15 protein-coding genes are annotated in these 17,840 nt (G+C 63.4%); 9 read left to right on the top strand and 6 right to left on the bottom strand.

The genetic code is table 11. The annotated features are described in order from the left end of the window. Positions 1–85: 85 nt before the first annotated feature. From AB3X89_RS23450 to AB3X89_RS23435, 4 genes are all read right to left on the bottom strand, one after another. On the bottom strand, positions 86–271 hold the full coding sequence (locus AB3X89_RS23450; RefSeq protein WP_368585397.1) for a hypothetical protein: 186 nt from the start codon (positions 269–271) through the stop codon (positions 86–88). Between the two features lie 538 nt (positions 272–809). After that, positions 810–1,967 (bottom strand): MFS transporter, encoded by a 1,158-nt coding sequence (locus tag AB3X89_RS23445; RefSeq protein WP_368585396.1) that lies wholly within the window; start codon positions 1,965–1,967, stop codon positions 810–812. A gap of 170 nt (positions 1,968–2,137) precedes the next feature. Next, on the bottom strand, positions 2,138–2,530 hold the full coding sequence (locus tag AB3X89_RS23440) for an SRPBCC family protein (protein ID WP_368585395.1): 393 nt from the start codon (positions 2,528–2,530) through the stop codon (positions 2,138–2,140). A gap of 35 nt (positions 2,531–2,565) precedes the next feature. Further along, positions 2,566–3,399 (bottom strand): crotonase/enoyl-CoA hydratase family protein, encoded by an 834-nt coding sequence (locus AB3X89_RS23435; protein ID WP_368585394.1) that lies wholly within the window; start codon positions 3,397–3,399, stop codon positions 2,566–2,568. Positions 3,400–3,542: 143 nt separating this feature from the next. On the opposite strand from AB3X89_RS23435, the gene AB3X89_RS23430 reads away from it, so the two are divergent. Next, positions 3,543–4,121 (top strand): hypothetical protein, encoded by a 579-nt coding sequence (locus tag AB3X89_RS23430; protein ID WP_368585393.1) that lies wholly within the window; start codon positions 3,543–3,545, stop codon positions 4,119–4,121. 44 nt (positions 4,122–4,165) lie between these two features. Here AB3X89_RS23430 and AB3X89_RS23425 read toward each other — a convergent pair whose 3' ends face one another. After that, positions 4,166–5,161: a 2-hydroxyacid dehydrogenase gene (locus AB3X89_RS23425; RefSeq protein WP_368585392.1), complete on the bottom strand. Its 996-nt coding sequence runs from the start codon at positions 5,159–5,161 to the stop codon at positions 4,166–4,168. 335 nt (positions 5,162–5,496) lie between these two features. Between AB3X89_RS23425 and AB3X89_RS23420 the strand changes: the two genes are divergently transcribed. From AB3X89_RS23420 to AB3X89_RS23400, 5 genes are all read left to right on the top strand, one after another. After that, positions 5,497–6,720, top strand: coding sequence for an alanine--glyoxylate aminotransferase family protein (locus tag AB3X89_RS23420; protein WP_368585391.1), 1,224 nt, complete (start codon positions 5,497–5,499; stop codon positions 6,718–6,720). 717 nt (positions 6,721–7,437) lie between these two features. Continuing rightward, positions 7,438–8,427 carry a carboxylate--amine ligase gene (locus AB3X89_RS23415; protein WP_368585390.1) on the top strand — a complete coding sequence of 330 codons (990 nt, stop codon included), beginning with the start codon at positions 7,438–7,440 and terminating at the stop codon, positions 8,425–8,427. A gap of 39 nt (positions 8,428–8,466) precedes the next feature. Next, a complete protein-coding gene (locus AB3X89_RS23410) occupies positions 8,467–9,720 on the top strand; it encodes an FAD-dependent oxidoreductase (protein WP_368585389.1) in 1,254 nt (417 codons plus the stop codon). 61 nt (positions 9,721–9,781) lie between these two features. Continuing rightward, on the top strand, positions 9,782–10,666 hold the full coding sequence (locus tag AB3X89_RS23405; protein ID WP_368585388.1) for a polysaccharide deacetylase family protein: 885 nt from the start codon (positions 9,782–9,784) through the stop codon (positions 10,664–10,666). Positions 10,667–10,759: 93 nt separating this feature from the next. Next, a complete protein-coding gene (locus tag AB3X89_RS23400; RefSeq protein ID WP_368585387.1) occupies positions 10,760–12,004 on the top strand; it encodes a glycosyltransferase in 1,245 nt (414 codons plus the stop codon). Positions 12,005–12,454: 450 nt separating this feature from the next. Here the strand turns inward: AB3X89_RS23400 and AB3X89_RS23395 are convergent, their stop codons facing one another. Continuing rightward, positions 12,455–12,838, bottom strand: a complete 384-nt coding sequence (locus AB3X89_RS23395; protein WP_368585386.1) for a hypothetical protein — start codon at positions 12,836–12,838, stop codon at positions 12,455–12,457. A gap of 218 nt (positions 12,839–13,056) precedes the next feature. On the opposite strand from AB3X89_RS23395, the gene AB3X89_RS23390 reads away from it, so the two are divergent. The 3 genes from AB3X89_RS23390 (at position 13,057) to AB3X89_RS23380 (ending at position 17,729) form a co-directional block, all read left to right on the top strand. Continuing rightward, positions 13,057–15,276 carry a GNVR domain-containing protein gene (locus tag AB3X89_RS23390; RefSeq protein ID WP_368585385.1) on the top strand — a complete coding sequence of 740 codons (2,220 nt, stop codon included), beginning with the start codon at positions 13,057–13,059 and terminating at the stop codon, positions 15,274–15,276. Between the two features lie 142 nt (positions 15,277–15,418). Further along, complete coding sequence (locus AB3X89_RS23385) at positions 15,419–16,519, top strand: glycosyltransferase (protein WP_368585384.1); 1,101 nt, start codon at positions 15,419–15,421, stop codon at positions 16,517–16,519. A 4-nt stretch (positions 16,520–16,523) separates the two neighbouring features. Beyond that, positions 16,524–17,729 carry a hypothetical protein gene (locus AB3X89_RS23380; RefSeq protein ID WP_368585383.1) on the top strand — a complete coding sequence of 402 codons (1,206 nt, stop codon included), beginning with the start codon at positions 16,524–16,526 and terminating at the stop codon, positions 17,727–17,729. Positions 17,730–17,840: the final 111 nt, after the last annotated feature.

The raw sequence follows: 17,840 nt of genomic DNA, 5'->3' as shown, positions 1-17,840 counted from the left end.
GGCCGTGTCGAGTGCCCGCGCAACGTGGGTTGAAGATTATCACCCGGCGTATAGATCGTAAAAGCCAGCAACTAGCGTCTAATCGTCAACTCGCCGTCCGCAGCGTGATCCGCCGACGCTCCCACCACACCGCCACCAGAAACGCGAGCGCCGCGCACAACAGCACGCCGACCACCGCATCGTGGCCGACCGATTTCATTTGCATCAACGCAGTCGCGCAGGCCACCACCAGCACCGCGCCGACGATCACCTGACGGCCGCTCGCCGTCATCGACGCCGATCGCGAGCGTTGGCGCAATACCGTACCAGTGAGAGACGTTACCCCACGACAGATAAAGGGTGCCGTCGCGAGGCTCGCAAAAGACCTCCGGCGCGCCCATGTCTTCTGCATGTCCGTGCGCGTCGAATTCTGACTCGATGTGCGGAGTTTCGTCGCTTGGATCTGCCAGTTCGGACGTGCGGACGGCCCATCGCTCAGGATTCGTGTAAAAGTCCAATCCGGTCAACCGGTGATGCCGGTCGACAAGCATCGATAAGGTGCCCGCCGTCAGGACATAAGGGGGGCGCCAATGCCGAAGCGTGCATCCAGCAAGTCGCTGAGATTGTTTTGTGGGTCCGCCGGCGCAGCCAAAGGCGGATATGTGACCTCACAGGTCAGCGTAGAGCTTTGTTCATCCCACCGCACGACGGCGGAAACGCCGGTGGCAGGGGTAGTCGCGTAGACGGTGGGATGCCTCTTCAAAGAGGTTTATAGGCAAAGTGCAGAACGGTGTGATCGCTCTCGCGAACCGCGACTTCGGTCGGCAAGCTCACCCCGCCACCACCACCCGCCGTTCGATCGACACCGACCACAACGTCAGCAGCAGCGCACCCAGCGCGGTCGCGACGCCGACCCACGGCAGCGTCGTCAGCGGCGCGCCCGCGCCGATCGCCATGCCGCCGAGCCACGCGCCGGTTGCATTGCCGAGGTTGAAAGCGCCCTGATTGAGCGTCGAGGCAAGATTCGGCGCATGGCTTGCGCGATCGACGATCAGCATCTGCAGCGGCGGCACGATCGCGAATGCGAGCACACCCCACACGAACACGGTCAGCATCGCCGGAATGCGCGCGTGCATCGTGCCCGCGAATACGCACAGAATCACGACGATCGCCATCAGGAACGCGACCAGCGACGGCATCAGCCGCCAGTCCGCGAGCTTGCCGCCGAGCGTGCTGCCGACCGTCAGCCCGAGGCCGAACAACAGCAGCACCAGCGTGACCGCGTGCGGCGTGAAGCCGGTCACGTCTTCGAGAATCGGCGTGATGTAGGTGAAGGTCGAAAACAGGCTCGCCGACGCGAGCACGCTGATGCCGAGCACCATTAGCACCTGCGGGTTCTTCAGCACGCTGAATTCGCGCACGAGGCTCGCCTTTTGCATCTCGATCTTCGCGGGCAGGCACACCGCGAGCGCGGCCGCCGCCAGCACGCCGATGCCGGTCACGGCCCAAAAGGTGGCGCGCCAGCCGACCGCCTGGCCGAGCGCGGTGCCGAGCGGCACGCCGAGCACGTTGGCGAGCGTGAGGCCGGTGAACATCAGCGCGATTGCCTGCGCGCGGCGATTGGGCGCGACGAGGCCTGCCGCGACCACCGAGCCGATGCCGAAAAACGCGCCGTGGCAGAACGCGGTGACGATGCGCGCGGCCATCAGCACCGCGTAACCCGGCGCGATCGCGCACAGCAGATTGCCGACGATGAACACGCCGATCAGGCTCATCAGCGCCTTCTTGCGCGGCATGTTGGCGACCGCGATCGCGACGATCGGCGCGCCGATCGTCACACCGAGCGCATAAGCGGACACCAGCATGCCAGCCGCCGGAATCGACACGGACAGATCGCGCGCGACGTCGGGCAACAGCCCCATGATGACGAACTCTGTGGTACCGATTCCAAACGCGGCAACGGCAAGGGCAAGCAGAGGCAAAGGCATGGCGATGATGGGGTGTGACGCGTGAAGCGGCGCGAAAAACGGGCGTCGGACGGGCGTTTCTGAAGGCGGAAACGCTGTCGCCGGATAGGGGAAAACAGTAGGGGATTCTACCTAAGTCAATTCTGCCTTGCAGGCCGTCAGGAAAGCTGTTGTTTTGTGGAAAGCGGCGCTCAGCGTGGCGCGAGGTTGCGCTGCAGCGCCGCGCAGCCCGCATCCACCAGCATTTCGACCACGTTGGCGCGCTCGTCGGGCTTGAAGTCGCTGATCCAGATCACGCGGCAACGCGTGGGCGTGTCGGCGACGACCTGCAACGTCGAGTGATGATGCTCGAAGCGTCCGCCGCCCACCGAGTAGGCGAGCCGCAGGTGCGCATCGTCGACGGCGATCACCCGTTCCTCGACCACGGTGCCGTCGGCGAACGTGACCCAGCGCAGTTCTCCTTCCATGCGCGCCTCGGTCAGCACGCCCGCGAACGCGTGGGCGACGTCGGCGGGGTCGCGCAGCGCCGCCCATGCATCGGCCGCGGCGGTTTCCACGGCAATTTCCCGGTAGATCGTAGCCATCGCAGTTCCTCTTATACGTGTCAGGTAAGGATGTCTCAACGATTCGGCGACGCCGGCTGATCTGCGTCGAACCTGTCGCCATGACGGCCCGCGCCCGATGCAAAGCGCGCCGCGCCCGCCACGCCCTCGGCGAAGACCGCCGCGTAGCCGCCCGCCCCTTCGCGCCGCAACGCCTCGGCGAGATCGTTAAGCGTGCTGTTCTCGAGCACGGAACGGCGATCGGCGAGCAGCGCCGCCTGCGGAAACGCGGCGAGCTCCGCGGCCAGTTGCTCGGCGGCCGCGCGCGCTTCGCCCTTCGGCACCACGCGATTGGCGAGCCCGAACGCCAGGGCTTCGCGCGCATCGACCGCGCGGCCGGTCAGGATCAGATCGAGCGCGCGCGACAAACCGATCAGCCGCGGCAGCCGGATCGTGCCACCGTCGATCAGCGGAATGCCGACGCGCCGGCAGAACACACCGAGCACCGCGTCTTCCTCGACGACGCGCAGATCGCACATCGCGGCAAGCTCGAGTCCACCCGCGACCGCGTAGCCGGCGATCGCGGCGATCACCGGCTTGCTCAAGCGTGTGCGGGTCGGTCCCATCGGACCCGGGCCGCTGCCGTCGGCGTGCAGTTCGTTGCGATGCGTGTCGTCGGCGAGCGCGCTCAGGTCTGCGCCCGCGCAAAACGTGCCGCCCGCTCCGAACAGCACGGCCGCGCGCCATGCGGGCTCGGTCTCGAAGCGGCTGAACGCGGCGCTCAACGCGTCGGCCACCTGCCGGTCGACCGCGTTGCGCCGCGCGGGCCTGTCCAGCACGATCGTCGCGACGCCGTTGACGTCATGCGACTCGATTCGCACATGATGATTGAAATGTTCGGTGGCTATCATCGTTAGGTATACTTGAACGGGTATCTGAAACGCCGAGTTCGCGTGATGATCAGGAAGTGTTGCCAACCGCTCATGCAGCGCGATTAATCCGGTAGGCCGTCATGTTTTCGTCACATCCGGCTCGTAGCGTTAGCGCTCTATTAATGCGCTGGTGTCCCGCCGCCAGCTTGCCGAGTGTGCCTTTGTCCCTGCCTTTGCCCAATTCATCGCCGGCCTCCGCACCGACCAGCGCCGAAACGGTCTGGATCGTGCCGTTGCGCGAGCATTCATGGTACGACCACGTGCGTCTGAAGCGCGTATTCGTTACCGACGGCACCCGTCACCAGGTGGTGCTCGTCGATCTGCGCAAGCTGCTCGTGTGCGCGAATCGCGACAACACCGACTACGTGTTGAAGCCGGTCGCCGAATGGCACGCGGGCAAGATCCGCGGCATTCGCGAGTTTCTCGATCCCGACAGCGCGCGCATTCCGCAGATGCCCTACGTGACGATCTCCACGCGTCGCGCGCCGGGATTGCTCGGCTGGTTCGGCATCGAGCGCGAGGGGGTGGTCGCGTTTCGCAACGGCCAGCATCGCGCGCGCTACCTGGCCGACGCGGGCGCGCGCTGGTGTCCGGTCGAAGTGCACGAGCGCGAGGCGGCATTGCTGCGTGAGCTGTGCGGTGCGGCCGATGATGCCCGCACCGAGATTCGCGCGACCCCACTGAGCGACAGCGACGTCTGAGTTTCGCGGTCCGCGGCAACTCGCATAGACCCCGGTTATCACCGCTACCCCGCCTGCACGACGTTGCGCGGCGTGCCCGCCTGCCACGCCGCGATGTTCGCGAGCGTGGTCTGCGCGATCTCGGTCATCGCCTCGCGCGTGAAGAACGCCTGGTGCGCGGTGACGATCACGTTCGGGAACATCAACAGACGCGCGAGCACGTCGTCCTGCAGCGGCAGATTCGAATGATCCTCGAAGAAGATGCCGCCTTCTTCCTCGTACACATCGAGCCCGAGATGGCCTAGCTGGCCGTCCTTCAACGCGCCGATCAGCGCGTTCGCCTCGACGAGCCCGCCGCGCCCGGTGTTGATCAGCATCGCGCCGCGCTTCATCTTCGCGAGCGCGGCGCGGTTGATCAGATGATAGGTGTCGGGCAGCAGCGGGCAATGCAGACTGACGATGTCCGATTCGGCGAGCAAGGTATCGAGCGGCACGTAGCGCGCGCCGAGGGCGATCAGTTCGTCGGCGTGCGGCCCCGGGTCGTAGGCGAGCACCTGCATGCCGAAGCCCGCCATGATGCGCCCGAATACCCGGCCGATGATGCCGGTGCCGATCACGCCGACCGTCTTGCCGTGCAGGTCGAAGCCGAGCAGCCCATGCAGCGAGAAGTCGCCTTCGCGCGTGCGCGCGACCGCGCGCGGCAGGCGCCGGTTCAACGCGAGAATCAGCCCTACCGCATGTTCGGCGACCGCATACGGCGAATAGGCCGGCACGCGCGCGACCGGCAGGCCGAGCCGCTCGGCCGCCGCGAGGTCGACGTGATTGAAGCCCGCCGAGCGCAGCGCGATCATGCGCGTGCCGCCCGCATGAAGCCGTTCGAGCGTGGCGGCGTCGACCTTGTCGTTGACGAACGGGCAGACCACGTCGTAGCCATGCGCGAGGATCGCGGTCTCGCTGTCGAGAGGGGATTCATGGAAATGCAGTTCATAGCCATGCGCGGCATTGGCTTCGGTGAATGTATCGACGTCGTATTGACGGCTGCTGAACAGGATCGTGCGCATATGAGGCTCCGAAGAAGCGTGCTTTAGACGTGATTTGCGAAGTCGGTTTTTCGTAAATGAATAACAGTGACAGAGGTGCCGAACTGCAATATCGAATGCACAAACATGCGGCAAGAAACGGGTCAAACAGCAGATTATCTTTCTCACGATGTTAGGCGACTTCGCGAGGAAAGAGTAACTGTCGGGCATTCGGACGCGCGCTTAGCGCGCCGGCTACCCTGGCCAAAAAACTTGCGCAATCGCGCGGTTCGGTGAATGATCGGACGAACGGCCTCGAGCGGCGTATCTGCGGCGAGGCCGTTCGCTCCTTTGCGCTTCACATTCACACACCGATCATGCCGACTTCAACTCCTACTACCGTTGCTGCGTCCGTCCCCTGTCCGGTTGTCGAATCGCTCGACGCCATCCTTCCCGAAGAACCGCTGCTGATGATGGGCGCCGGCCCCGTGCCGATTCCCGCCGCGGTCGCGAAGGCCAATGCGATCGTGATCAACCATCTGGGCGGCACGATGGCGAAGGTGGTGAACCAGGTGAAGACGATGGCGCGCTACGTGTTCCAGACGCAGTCGAAGTGGGTGCTCGGCGTAGCGGGACCGGGATCGGGCGCGATGGAGATGGCGATCTGCAATCTCGCGTGGGAAGGCACGCGCATGCTGTGCATCAAGAATGGCTTCTTCAGCGACCGCATGGGCGAAATGGGCCGACGCGTCGGCGCGAGGGTGACCACGCTCGAAGTCGCGGACCGCACGGTCGCGAGTCTCGATCAGGTCGCCGAAGCGCTGCGCCGCGAGCGTCCCGAGGTCGTCACGGTCGTGCAGGGCGAGACCTCGAACACCGTGTGGAACCATCATCTGAAAGACATCGTCGCGCTCGCGAAGGAAGCCGGCGCGCTCGTGATAGTCGACGCCGTCTGCACGCTGAGCACGATGCCGCTCGAAATGGACAACTGGGGCATCGACGCGGTGATTACCGGCGGGCAGAAGGGCTTGTCGTCGATTCCGGGTGTGTCGCTGATCGCGTTCTCAGACGCGGCGTGGGCGCGCGTCAAAGGCCGCACGGTGCCCAACACGCACTGGTGCCTCGATGCGTCGCTGGCGGAAAACTTCTGGCACAACGCTGGTTATCACTACACGGCGCCGGTGTCGGGCGTACTCGCTTTGCACGAGGCGCTGCGGCTCGTCTGCGCGGAAACACTGGAGAAGCGTTTCGCGCGCCATCTGAAATGCTCGCTCGCGTTGCAGCAGGGCGTCACCGCGATGGGCCTGCAACTGTATGCGCCGGAGAATTGCCGGCTCAACTCGGTGATCGGCATCGAGGTGCCGGACGGCCTGAGTCCCGCCGACGTCTGCGCGCACATCTCGCGACAGCATCAGGTGGAAATCGCCGGCTCGTTCGGTTTGCCGATCGTGCGGATCGGCCAGATGGGCGAGCAGTGCCGCGAGCACAACCTGTTTCGCACCGTGCACGCGCTCGGCCGCACGATGGTCGATCTCGGCGTCAAGGTCGATTTGCCGGCGGGTGTCGCGGCGCTCGAGCGCGGATTGAGCGAAGGTAAATAAGGCATTTGACGACGCGCTACGAATAGCATTCGTAGCGCATATTTTTTGTGCGATCCAGCACTTTATAGTCCCATTAGAAAGTTTTTTTCCGCCATTATCGCGTTGCAATAAATTAATGCTTCGCAAGGCTTTTACATAACAATTGCGGCATCGCTGAAACCCTTACGGAATAAGGCTCTGCGCCTTTCTAAAGGGTTTTTTTCTCTTCTTACTTTCTATTGTCCTCTGTGCGGCGGCGCACGTATCCAGATCAGGCGGAAACGTAAAGTAGGTCACGGCGAGAGCAGCGCAATGCGCTCGCTGCGGTAAATCGCAAGACCATGATTCGACACACGGCGCGTGCCAGGACGCGCCTGCCGCGCTCATGCATGCTTTCCGCCGAAACATAGCTTTAACGCCCAAGCCCCCCGCGAGGCGATAAAAAGGATTTCTATCCGATTCGATAGTTCGATCGCGTGGAGTCTCGAAGCATGTCTTCGAGGGCCCATGCACGTACGAAGCAAGGAAATCGACACTATGGCGAGCGCATACGACTCAGGTCAATCGGCAGCGGTTATTGTTGGAGCAGAGTTGAACGGACTGGGGGTAGCGCGATCGCTCGCGCAGGCCCGCGTTCCGGTTGTCGCAGTCGATACGAGGAGCCGCGCGGCGACGTGGTGCCGACACGTTCACGCGCATCAGGTAAAAAGTTTCGTTGGAAAAATATTCGTCGACGAAATGATCGAACTCGGCAAGCGGTTCGATCGTCTGCCGGTTCTGATTCTGACGGACGAAGACGCGGTGCATGCGGTATCGGAAAATCGGCTGGCTTTGTCGCACTGGTATCGATTCCGTTTGCCCGCCGACGACACCGTCAAGATGTTGTCGAGCAAGGCGCGCTTTCACGAATTCGCACAGAGCCATGGCTTTCGGGTGCCGCGCTCGGTCGTGCTCGAAAAGCTTGCCGACATCGAACGGCTGGCCGAATTGCGCTACCCGTGCGTGCTGAAACCAGATGACAAGCGCAACGTGCTGCGTGGCGAGAAAGAACGCGCGGTGCGCGTCGACACGCTGCAGCATGCACGCGATCGCGCGATCGCGATGCTGGCGACGCCAGGCGGCATCATCGCGCAGGAGTGGATCGAGGGGCCCGACAGCAACATCCACTTCACGCTGTTCTATCGCGGCGCCGACGGCAAGATGGTCAGCATGTTCACCGGCCGCAAGGTGTTGAGCTCGCCCCCGGGCGTCGGCAACACCGCCATCTGCGTGGCCGCGCCCGAAGCGCGCGGGACGCTCGAACCGCTGACGCGGCGCTTCGCCGAGGCGGCCGGTTTCGACGGCATGGGCAGCATCGAGTACAAATGGGACGACAACTACAACGAGTTCGTGATGGTCGAGCCGACCGTCGGCCGCACGGACTGGCAGGAGGAGATCGCGACGCTGTGCGGCGTCAACATTCCGCTTGCCGCGTACCGCCATGAACTCGGCCTGCCGTTACCTGTCGAGCGCCTGAGCCGGGTACCGGTCGCGTGGCGCGCGACGTTTTCCGACCGGCCGCCGCCCGAACTGCTGAGCGAGCGCACCAAAATTTTCGATGGCTATTTTCGCTGGAATGATCCGTTGCCAGCGTTGCAGCACTATGTCGTGATGAATCCGCTGCGACGCATGAAGCGCAGCTGGAAAAAAGCGATCAGGGCGCCCGAGTCGCGTCAGGCCAAAGCCTGACGCTAACGACAAAAAAGCCGTTCCCCCTGGAGACCAGCAATGTCTTTGACCGATACCATCATCATTGGCGCGGGGCCGTACGGGTCATCTCTTGCCGCGCATCTGAAGGCCGCCGGCGTGGATCACCAGATCCTCGGCGAACCGATGGGAGCGTGGCGAAACTACATGCCGCCCGGCATGCTGCTGCGCTCCGAAGCTTTTGCGTCGAGCATGCACGCGCCGCGCAGCGGCTTTACCGTCGAAGACTACTGCCGCCTCAAAGGGCTGCCTTACCGGCCGCTCGGCATGGCGCTGCCGCTCGAGACCTTCGTCGAGTACGGGCTGTGGTTCCAGTCGAATCTGGTCGGCGAAATCCAGCCAGTCGATGTACTCGCATTGCGCCGCGTCGGCGATCAGTTCCAGCTATCGCTGAGCGACGGCCGCTCGCTCGCCGCGCGCCGGGTCGTGATCGCGCTCGGCCTGAAGGGCTTCGCGCAAACTCCGCCGGCGCTGCAGGACTTGCCGCCGCAGTATGCGTCGCATTCGGAGCTGTACGGGAACCTCGAGTGGGCGCGCGGCAAGGACATTGCGATCGTCGGCGGCGGGCAGTCGGCGCTCGGGCTGTCCGCGTTGCTCAACGAGATCGGCGCACGCGCGCACGTGCTGATGCGCGAGAGCAGCGTGGTGTGGCATGAGCGGCCGCACGGCGGGCGCAACATCCTGTCGCGCATCAAGAGACCCGACGCGGGGCTCGGGCGCGGCTGGCGCTCCCTGTTCCTGTCCGAGTTTCCCGGCGTGTTCCACATGCTCGACCCGCGACGGCGCAAGCTGATCATGGAGCACACGTATGGCGCGTCCGGCGCATGGTGGCTGCACGATCGCGTGGTCGGCAAGGTGCAGATCTCGCATCGCACCGTGGTGCGCTCCGCCGCGATCGAAAACGACCGCGTCGTCCTGAACGTGCTGACCGACGGCAAGGAAGCGCGCGTGAGCGCCGATCACGTGATCGCCGCGACCGGTTTCAAAACCGACATGCGGCAGCACGCGTTCCTGTCGAAAGATCTGGCCGACGCGATTTCGAATCAAGGCGGCATGCCCGACCTGAACTCGCACTACGAAACGCGTGTGCGCGGCCTCTATGTGATCGGTCCGGCGTCCGCCCACAGCTTCGGGCCCGTGATGCGCTTCGTCTATGGAACCAAGCACGCGTCGCCGACCGTGGCGCGGCACCTGATCGGCTCGTTGAAAGCGGGCTCGCGGCAACGCGCGTGGCCCGTCGTCCATGCACCCATGCCGGAGCGCTCAGGTGAATAAGACCCAAACAACGGGCGCGTCTTTCCGCTCGCGCCTCTCCGATAGCTACCGCGGACCCCGCATGAAGCGCTACAAGGCGCTCGTGAAAGAGATGCTCGCGGGCTTCGTGTTGTGGTCGGGTCTTGCATGGTGCACGCGCAAGCTACTGTGGCGCGATCGCGTGGCCGTGCTGCTTTATCACGATCCTGATCCGGACACGCTCGACCGTCATCTGACTTATCTGAGCAAGCTGTGCGACTTCGTGCCGTTGACCGACGTCAGCGCGCCCGGCCGCGGCCGCCCGCGCGTGGCGATCACGCTCGACGACGGCCACGCGGGCAACGCGAAGCTGTTGCCGGTGTTCATCAAGCACAAGGTGCGCCCGACGATCTTCCTGTGCAGCCGCATCGTCGGACGGCCGCGCAGTCACTGGTGGCTGCATCCGGGTTCGCTGCGCGTCGGCCATGAACGTCTGAAGCGCATGACGAACGAAGAGCGCCTCGCCGCGCTGGCGGCTGAAGGCTACCAGCAGGATGGCGACGACCGGCCGACCGGCCTGTCGATCGAACAGATGCAGGCGATGCGCGAGCACATCGACTTCCAGGCGCATACGCGCTTCCATCCGATCCTCACGCATTGCAGCGACGCTGAAAGCCAGGCCGAAATCAGCGACAGCCGCCATGAAATCGCGGCGCTGCTGCAACAGCCGTGCGAGCACTTCGCGTATCCGAACGGCAATTACGGCGAGCGCGAAGTGGAGTTCGTGCGCGCGGCGGGCTTCAAAACCGCGCGTACCTGCGACATCGGCTGGAACGATCAGCACACCGATCCGTACCGGCTGCGCACGATCATCATCGACGATGCGGCGTCGACGCTGCGCTTCGCGGCGCAATTGAGCGGCATTGCACTGTTCCTGCGCTATCTGCGCGAGGGCGGCGGCTGGCGCGGCAAGTTTCCGCAGTTTTGAACAGGGGGAGCGCCCGGACCACGCGAATGGTCCGGGCAAAGCCGTCCGGGTTCTTCGCGAGACGGCTCGAGAGGCAGACAACAGGAGGGGAACATGCAGCGCTGCAGGGTACTGGTGATCAACGATTACGCGCACATGGGCGGCGCGGAAGTGGTCTATCAACAATCGGCCGAGCTGTTGGGCACGCTGCGCGGCGTGGAGGTCGAGCGTTTCGACGATAGCCAGTTCTGCGGCCGCTCGACGATGCTGACGCGCTCCTGGAACACGACCGCCGCGCGCGCGCTCGAAAAGGCGCTGCACCGTTTCCGGCCGCATCGGCTGATGGTGCACAACTACCACAACGTGCTATCGCCTTCGATTCTCAGCGTGATCGCGCGCAACCAGCGTCAGTTCGGCTACCGCGCGTATCACACCTGCCACGACTATCACCTCGTCTACTACAACCCGTCGCTGCAGTACTTCGACAAGGACAAGCGGCCGATCATTCTGCCGCTCGACGTGTTGCGCACACGCGCGGTTTTCACGTTGCGGCCGACGCCGAAGGGCCTCGTGCACGATCTGATGACGAAGGCGTGGTGGCACGCGGTCCGCGCGGCTTATCAGCCCGCGCGCGTGTTCGACAAGATCCTGTGCCCGAGCCTGTTCATGCAGCAGGCGCTGCATCGCGTGGGCATCGAGAACACGGTGATCGTGCACAATCCGTCGGCGGTGCCGAGTGCGATGCCGATCGTCACGGTGCGCGACAAGGAGCGCTTCAACATCGCGTTCGTCGGACGGATCTCGCCGGAGAAAGGTCTGCTGCAATTTCTGACGCTTTGCGAGGCGGCGGGCTTCGAACGCATCAATAGCATCGGCGTGTATGGCGACGGGCCGGATCGCGCGGCGATCGAACAGCGCTACGCGTCGCTGATCGCCGAGCGCAAGCTGATCCTGTTCGGCACGATGCCGCAGCAGCAGCTGTTTCCCGCGATGCGCGAGTTCGCCGATGCGGTGGTCGTGCCGTCGGTGGGCGCGGAGAACGCGCCCCTCGTCGTCGTCGAGGCGGCGATGCTAGGCCTGCCGGTGCTGATTCGCGATGGCGGCAGCATGGCGGTGACCGCGGAATCGGTCGGCAACAAGATCAAGTTCAAGTTCGATCCGGGCAGTCTGAAACAGGCGCTCGGCGAATTGGCCGTTCATCTGGCCGATGAGCACAGAAAGTACGACGTCGGCGAATATCTGCCCGAGCATTACGCGCGGCGTCTGGCAGAAATCATGCACATCGGCGAAAGCTCGGCGCCCATCGCACCGTCGCGCCGGCGCGCGCGCTATGCAGATAATCCGCGTCCGGCGCCCTGAAAATAGTCGGTACTGATTGTGGCAAACGGCGTGTATATCCGCACGGTTATCGTCGCTTTAAACATGCGTTTTTTGTTGCGTGATTTGTCTGAAGCAATCCTGTAGCAATCGGCTTTTGTGTGCGCTGCCGAACGTTGTAAGGACGGGCTCTCTGAATATTATGATCGCCAAGGAAAGGCTTTTTTTCGAGCATTGAAGCGCGCGGCTCGACAGGGTAAGCGAGGGCGCGTAGCTGGCGATGATCGGCTCGATGGCCGACCAAACCGCAGACTCATCAGAACAAGAGCATGTGCAGGTCGTGAGCGTTTGCGTGGAAAAACGGCGGACGAGACGCGGCTAATCGGGGAAATATTCGCTACCGGGCCCGGCAGTCAGCTCAACCCAAACAGAATGTGGCCGCACGCGGCCACATCAGCGATACGGGGGATCCAGACGGTGGTGCGCTAAAGCTCAGCGCACGCCGTACGGATCAGAGGTCTCGGGAGAGGCGTAGGTCTGGTCTGAATTCCACAAATCGCTGCCGTAGGGGTCCGCTGAGTTCTTGCCGCGGACAGGCTGCGCAACGCTTGTACGTTTCTGCTTCGGAAGGCTGTTTTTAGTTTGGGTGTACACGTTGGGCGCGACATAGCGGTTCTTTTTTGCGTACGCGAAATCCGACGGGGAGCCGTAAAGCGTCGTGGAACTGGCCGCATGAGGCGTCATCGCGTCGAGTTGCGAGTGCTTGGCGACATAACGCGGCGCATAAGCGGAAGAGGAGGCGGACACGATGCTCTGGGCGTGTCCCACCTGGGCAGTCAGTAATACCGGTAATACGGCGGCAAGAAGTTTTTTCATTTCGGTCTCCGTAAAAAAGCGAGTGGTGCGATGTTAGGGAAAAGAGCCGAGCTCGCATAGGTGCTGTTACACACAAGGTAGCCGATGTGGCGTAAATCAGCTACCCCGTCCGATCGAGGCGGTCGGCTCGACGGACACGGGCGTGACTGGATGCGGCGACGTGCCGGTCCGGGCGCCGCGAAGTAGTGGGAAACCGTCGAGACTTTGGGAGAACTCGCATGAACCAAAGCAGTGCACCATTCGATAGCCGGAACAACAACAGCGAACATCCGCCGGCAGGCTTCGCGAACTATCTGGATGCGCTGTATGACAACCGCAAGCTGATTGCCATCACGACGGCCATCGCGGTCGCGCTCGGCATCGGTTATTCGGTGTTCTCCCAACCCGTCTATCGCGCGGACATCCTGGTGCAGGTCGAGGAGAACGCGGGAACCTCGTCCAAGAGCGTGATCGGCGACGTGTCCGCGATGTTCGACGTAAAGACCGCGACGTCCGGCGAGGCCCAGGTGATCGGCTCGCGCATGGTGGTGGGCCGCGCGGTCGACAAGCTCAATCTCGACATCGAAGCGGCGCCGCGCTACTTCCCGCTGTTCGGCCGCTGGCTCGCCCGCCATTCCGATCATCTGTCGACGCCGGGACCGCACGGCTACGTGTACGGCAACGAGCGCATCACGGTGTCGAAATTCGACGTGCCGGAAGAGCTGTTCGACCGTCCGTTCGTGCTGAGGATGGGCGAGGGTTCGAGCTACGAGCTGCAATACGGCAAGCTGAAGCTCGACGGCACGGTCGGCCAGGCGCTTACCGCGACGACCAACTACGGGCCGCTCACGCTCGTCGTCGACCGGATCGACGCGAAGCCCGGCGCGACCTTCGAATTGCGGCGCCAGTCCGCGCTGACGACGACCGAAAAGCTGCGCAAGGAATTGACGATCTCCGAAAAAGGCAAGGAGTCCGACATCCTCGGCGTGTCGCTCGAGGGCAGCGATCCGAATAAGATCAGCGCGATTCTTGGGACCATCGCGGGCGAATACGTGAGCCAGAACCTGAAGCGCAAATCCGAGGAAGCGGAGCGTTCGATCCGTTTCCTCGAAATGCAGCTTCCGGAAATGCGCCAGCAGCTTTCGGATTCGGAAACGCGCTTCAACGACTTCCGCGCGAAGCATGGCACCGTCGATCTCGGCGAGGAAGCGACCAACCTGCTGCAACTGTCGGTTCAGGCGCAGACGCGGCTCGCGGAACTCCAGCAGAAGCGCAATGAACTGCTGTCGCGCTTCACCGACCAGCATCCGGCGGTGCAGTCGGTCAACGCGCAGTTGCGTGCGGCGCAACAGGAAGCGAAAGATCTCGCGAGCCGGACGCAATCGCTGCCGCCGCTCGAACAGAACGTGCTGCGCCTGCAGCGCGACGTGCAGGTCGGCACCGAACTCGACACGTCGCTGCGCAATACGCTCGAACAGCTGAAGCTGATCAAGGCGGGCAAGGCCGGCAATGTGCGCATCGTCGACGGCGCCGTCGCGCCCGATACGCCGGTGCGGCCCAAGCCGCTCCTGATCATCATCGGCGCGATGATGCTCGGCGTGTTCGTCGGCGCGGTGATCGCGCTGGTGCGTCAGCGTCTGTTCGATGCGATCGACGATCCGTACGAAGTCGAGCTGCGCACCGGTCTGCCGGTCTACGCGAGCGTGCCGTTCAGCCGTCAGGAAGAGCGCTTCGCGCACAGCCGTCGCCGTCCGGAATCGAAGGCGCTCGTGCTCGCGGGCGAAGCGGTGATCGATCCGGCGATCGAAAGTCTGCGTGGCTTTCGCACCGCGCTCGAATTCACGATGACCAAGGCGCGCAACCATATCGTGCTGATCACGGGCCCGACGCCGGGCATCGGCAAGTCGTTCGTGTCGCTGAATCTCGCCGCAGTCATCGGTGCGACCGGCAAGCGCGTGCTGCTGGTCGACGGTGACCTGCGCCGCGGCTTCCTGCATCGGCATCTCGGCGGCGATCGCGGTCCCGGCCTGTCCGATCTGATCCAGGGCGCGTACCGCCCCGAAGAGCTGATTCGCGCGACCCGTTTCCAGGGTGTCGATTTCATCGCGAGCGGCCGCCAGGTGGCGAGCCCGAGCGACGTGCTGTCGAACGCGCGGCTCGAGTCGGTGCTGCGCCAGGTCGCGACCGGCTACGACGTCGTGCTGCTCGACGGACCGCCGGTGCTGCTCGCCGCGGATGCGGTGCGGCTCGCGTGCGTGGCAGGCACGACGTTCTTCGTCGCGCGTCAGGGTGTGACGGGCATCGGCGAACTGCGTGAGTCGGTCCGCCAGATGCAGAAGGTCGGCCTGCCGGTGCGCGGCGTGATCATGAACGGACTGAAGATGCGGCCGGGACGCTACAGCTACGGCTACGGACGCTATCGCTACGCGGCCTACATCTACAAACCGTACGACCGATGAACCCGGGCGCGTGGTTCGCGACGCTCCCGCGGTGCGGGGCGTAGCGCCCGAATGGACCGATCAGAAAACCAACATAGCAATGCGAAGGGATCTTACGGCCGCGCTTGCCGAGCGCACACCGTACAGGCAAGGGACTACTCGGATGAAACAGCTATTTGTCACGCCTTTTCTGCCTCAGAAAAACGCGCCGCAAGCTGGCCACCGGTTGGCCTACGACTACCTGATCAAACTGAGCGCGGAATCGGAGCTGGACGTGCTGATCGTGTCGCGCGTGCCGGTCGACGAAAAAGACATCGAGTTCCGCGCGAACGTACGCAACGTCTATATCCAGTACGTGAGCCGGTTCGACCTGATTCCGTCGTTCCTCGCGAATCCGCTGACGTTTTCACCGCGCCTGTACTCGCGCTATAAACCCGCGATCGGCAAGTTCCTCTGCGAGCTCGTCGACAGGCACCGTTACGACACGGTGCGGCTCGAGTTCTCACAATGCTTCACGTATGCACAGAACCTGCGCGAGCGTTTCCACGACGGCGTGAAGATCGTGATGTGCGCGCATGACGTGCAGATCCAGGTCATGCTGCGCATCAAGTCCATCGAAGGATGGCTGTTTACCCGGCAGACCTTCATGCTCGAACAGCGTCTGCTGAAGCTGGCCGACAAGGTGCTCGTGCTGTCGAGCAAGGACGCGCAGCTGATCAACGGCCTGTATCCCGGGGTCGGCACGGTGCAGGTCGTGCCGATCTCGCTGCCGGCGTTTCTGAAGGAAGTGCGGCGCTCCAAAGACACGATCGAGAAAGGCAACATCCTGTTCTGGGGGGCGATGCAGCGCCGCGAAAACGAAGAAGCGCTGCTCAATTTCATCGACACGATCTTTTTGCCGCTGCGCCAGCGCGGTCTGAAACTGAAGCTGTTCGTGGTCGGTTCCGATCCGAGCGAGCGCGTGAAGCGGCTGAATAGCGACGATATCTGCGTGACCGGTTTCGTCGAAAATCCGGGCAAGTACTTCGAGTCCGCCGATATCGGCGTGGTGCCGCTGCTGTCCGGCGCAGGCGTCAAGCTGAAGACGCTCGAAATGCTCGCGGCGAAACTGCCGGTCGTGTCGACGCCGCTCGGCGCGGAAGGCGTCGAGCACGACGGCACCTTGCTCAACGTGTGCGAGATCGATGAGTTCCAGCACGTGATCGAGCGCATCTACCGCGGGGAACCGGTCAACGTCAACGCCTCCGTGGCGTATCAGGCGTGACGCCATGATCGCGACCATCGCCTATCTGCTGGCCGTCGTGCTGTGCGCATCGCGCGGCGTGCTCGAGTATCTGATCGGCAAGGACGCCGCCTATCTGATCCAGGTCGGCGGCATCGTCGGACTGCTCGTGTGGTACATCTCGCCGACGGCGATCGCCGCTTACTTCCGCGACGAAGGACGCCTGTCGTTCGGCTTGCTCGTGGGCATGCTGTTCTCGATCGGGCTGTCGATCGTCGCGACGCTCGCAGTCACCGATCAGCTCGGGCAGTCCTATCTGTTCGTCTTCATCTTCACGCTGTTCATCTATTTCTACGCGATCTCGAACTATCAAAGACGCTTCGTGCGGCCCCGCGTCGCCTATGTCGGGCTCGTGCTGATCGCGCTGATCGAGGCGGGCGTCGCGCTCGCGCAGCAGCAGAACGTGTTCCCTATCGATCTGCCCGGCGCGACTTACGGCTTCGACAACCTGCGCGCGCCGTCGCTGACCGGCAGCTATCTGCATTACCCGCTGTTCGTCGCGATTGCCGCGTCGCTGTGCGGCGTCGATTATCTGGTGCGCAAGAACGTGCTGTCGGGCCTCGCATGCGCGGTGCTCAGCTTCGCGATTTTCTCCGCGCTGTCGCGCAGCGGCATGCTGATCATTCTCGGCACGTTCGGGCTCGCGTTCGTGCAGGGACCGATTCAGTTCATCACCAGAAACGCGAAGCTGATCGTCGCCACGGTGCTTGCGACGATGGCGATCATGATCTTCGGCGTCGCGCTGAGCAGTCAGAACGATAGTGTCGTCAACGTCGGCACCGAACGGATGATCGGCGCGACCGACCTGCAATCGGAAGGCAACGACGGCCGCGCCGAAGCATGGGAAAAGGCCAAGTCGCTCGTATTGCCGGTCAACGCGATCGCCGGCACCTACTTCGGGCTCGTCACGAACTCGGCGCCCGAGCCGGTGAAACAGGAGTTCGGCATCGTCGAATCGAGCGTGCTGCAGCAGATCCTGAATATCGGCCTGATGGGCGCGATCTTCTATTACGGCGTGCTGATATCGGTGACGAAACTCGTGAGCAGCGCAAGCCGCATTGCGCTGTGTGTCTGGGCCGCTTTATTTCAAACGCTCTTCTATCAATCGATCGAAGTGATTCCGTTTGTCTTCATCCTGATGACATTGCCAGTGTTCGATTACGTGGACGGACCGCGTCGAAACAACGCGTAGCGAACCGCAAGGCAGTGCATGCCAGATCGTCCGCATCGCGCGGACGAGCAGTGGGTAGTCGATAGTGCGCGCGACGAGCGCGAAGCATGGTGAACGAACTGGAAAGCCGTG

Origin of the sequence: Paraburkholderia sp. BR14320 (assembly GCF_040948665.1) — a bacterium.
GTDB lineage: Bacteria > Pseudomonadota > Gammaproteobacteria > Burkholderiales > Burkholderiaceae > Paraburkholderia > Paraburkholderia youngii.
This window is presented reverse-complemented; position numbering and strand designations above follow the sequence as displayed.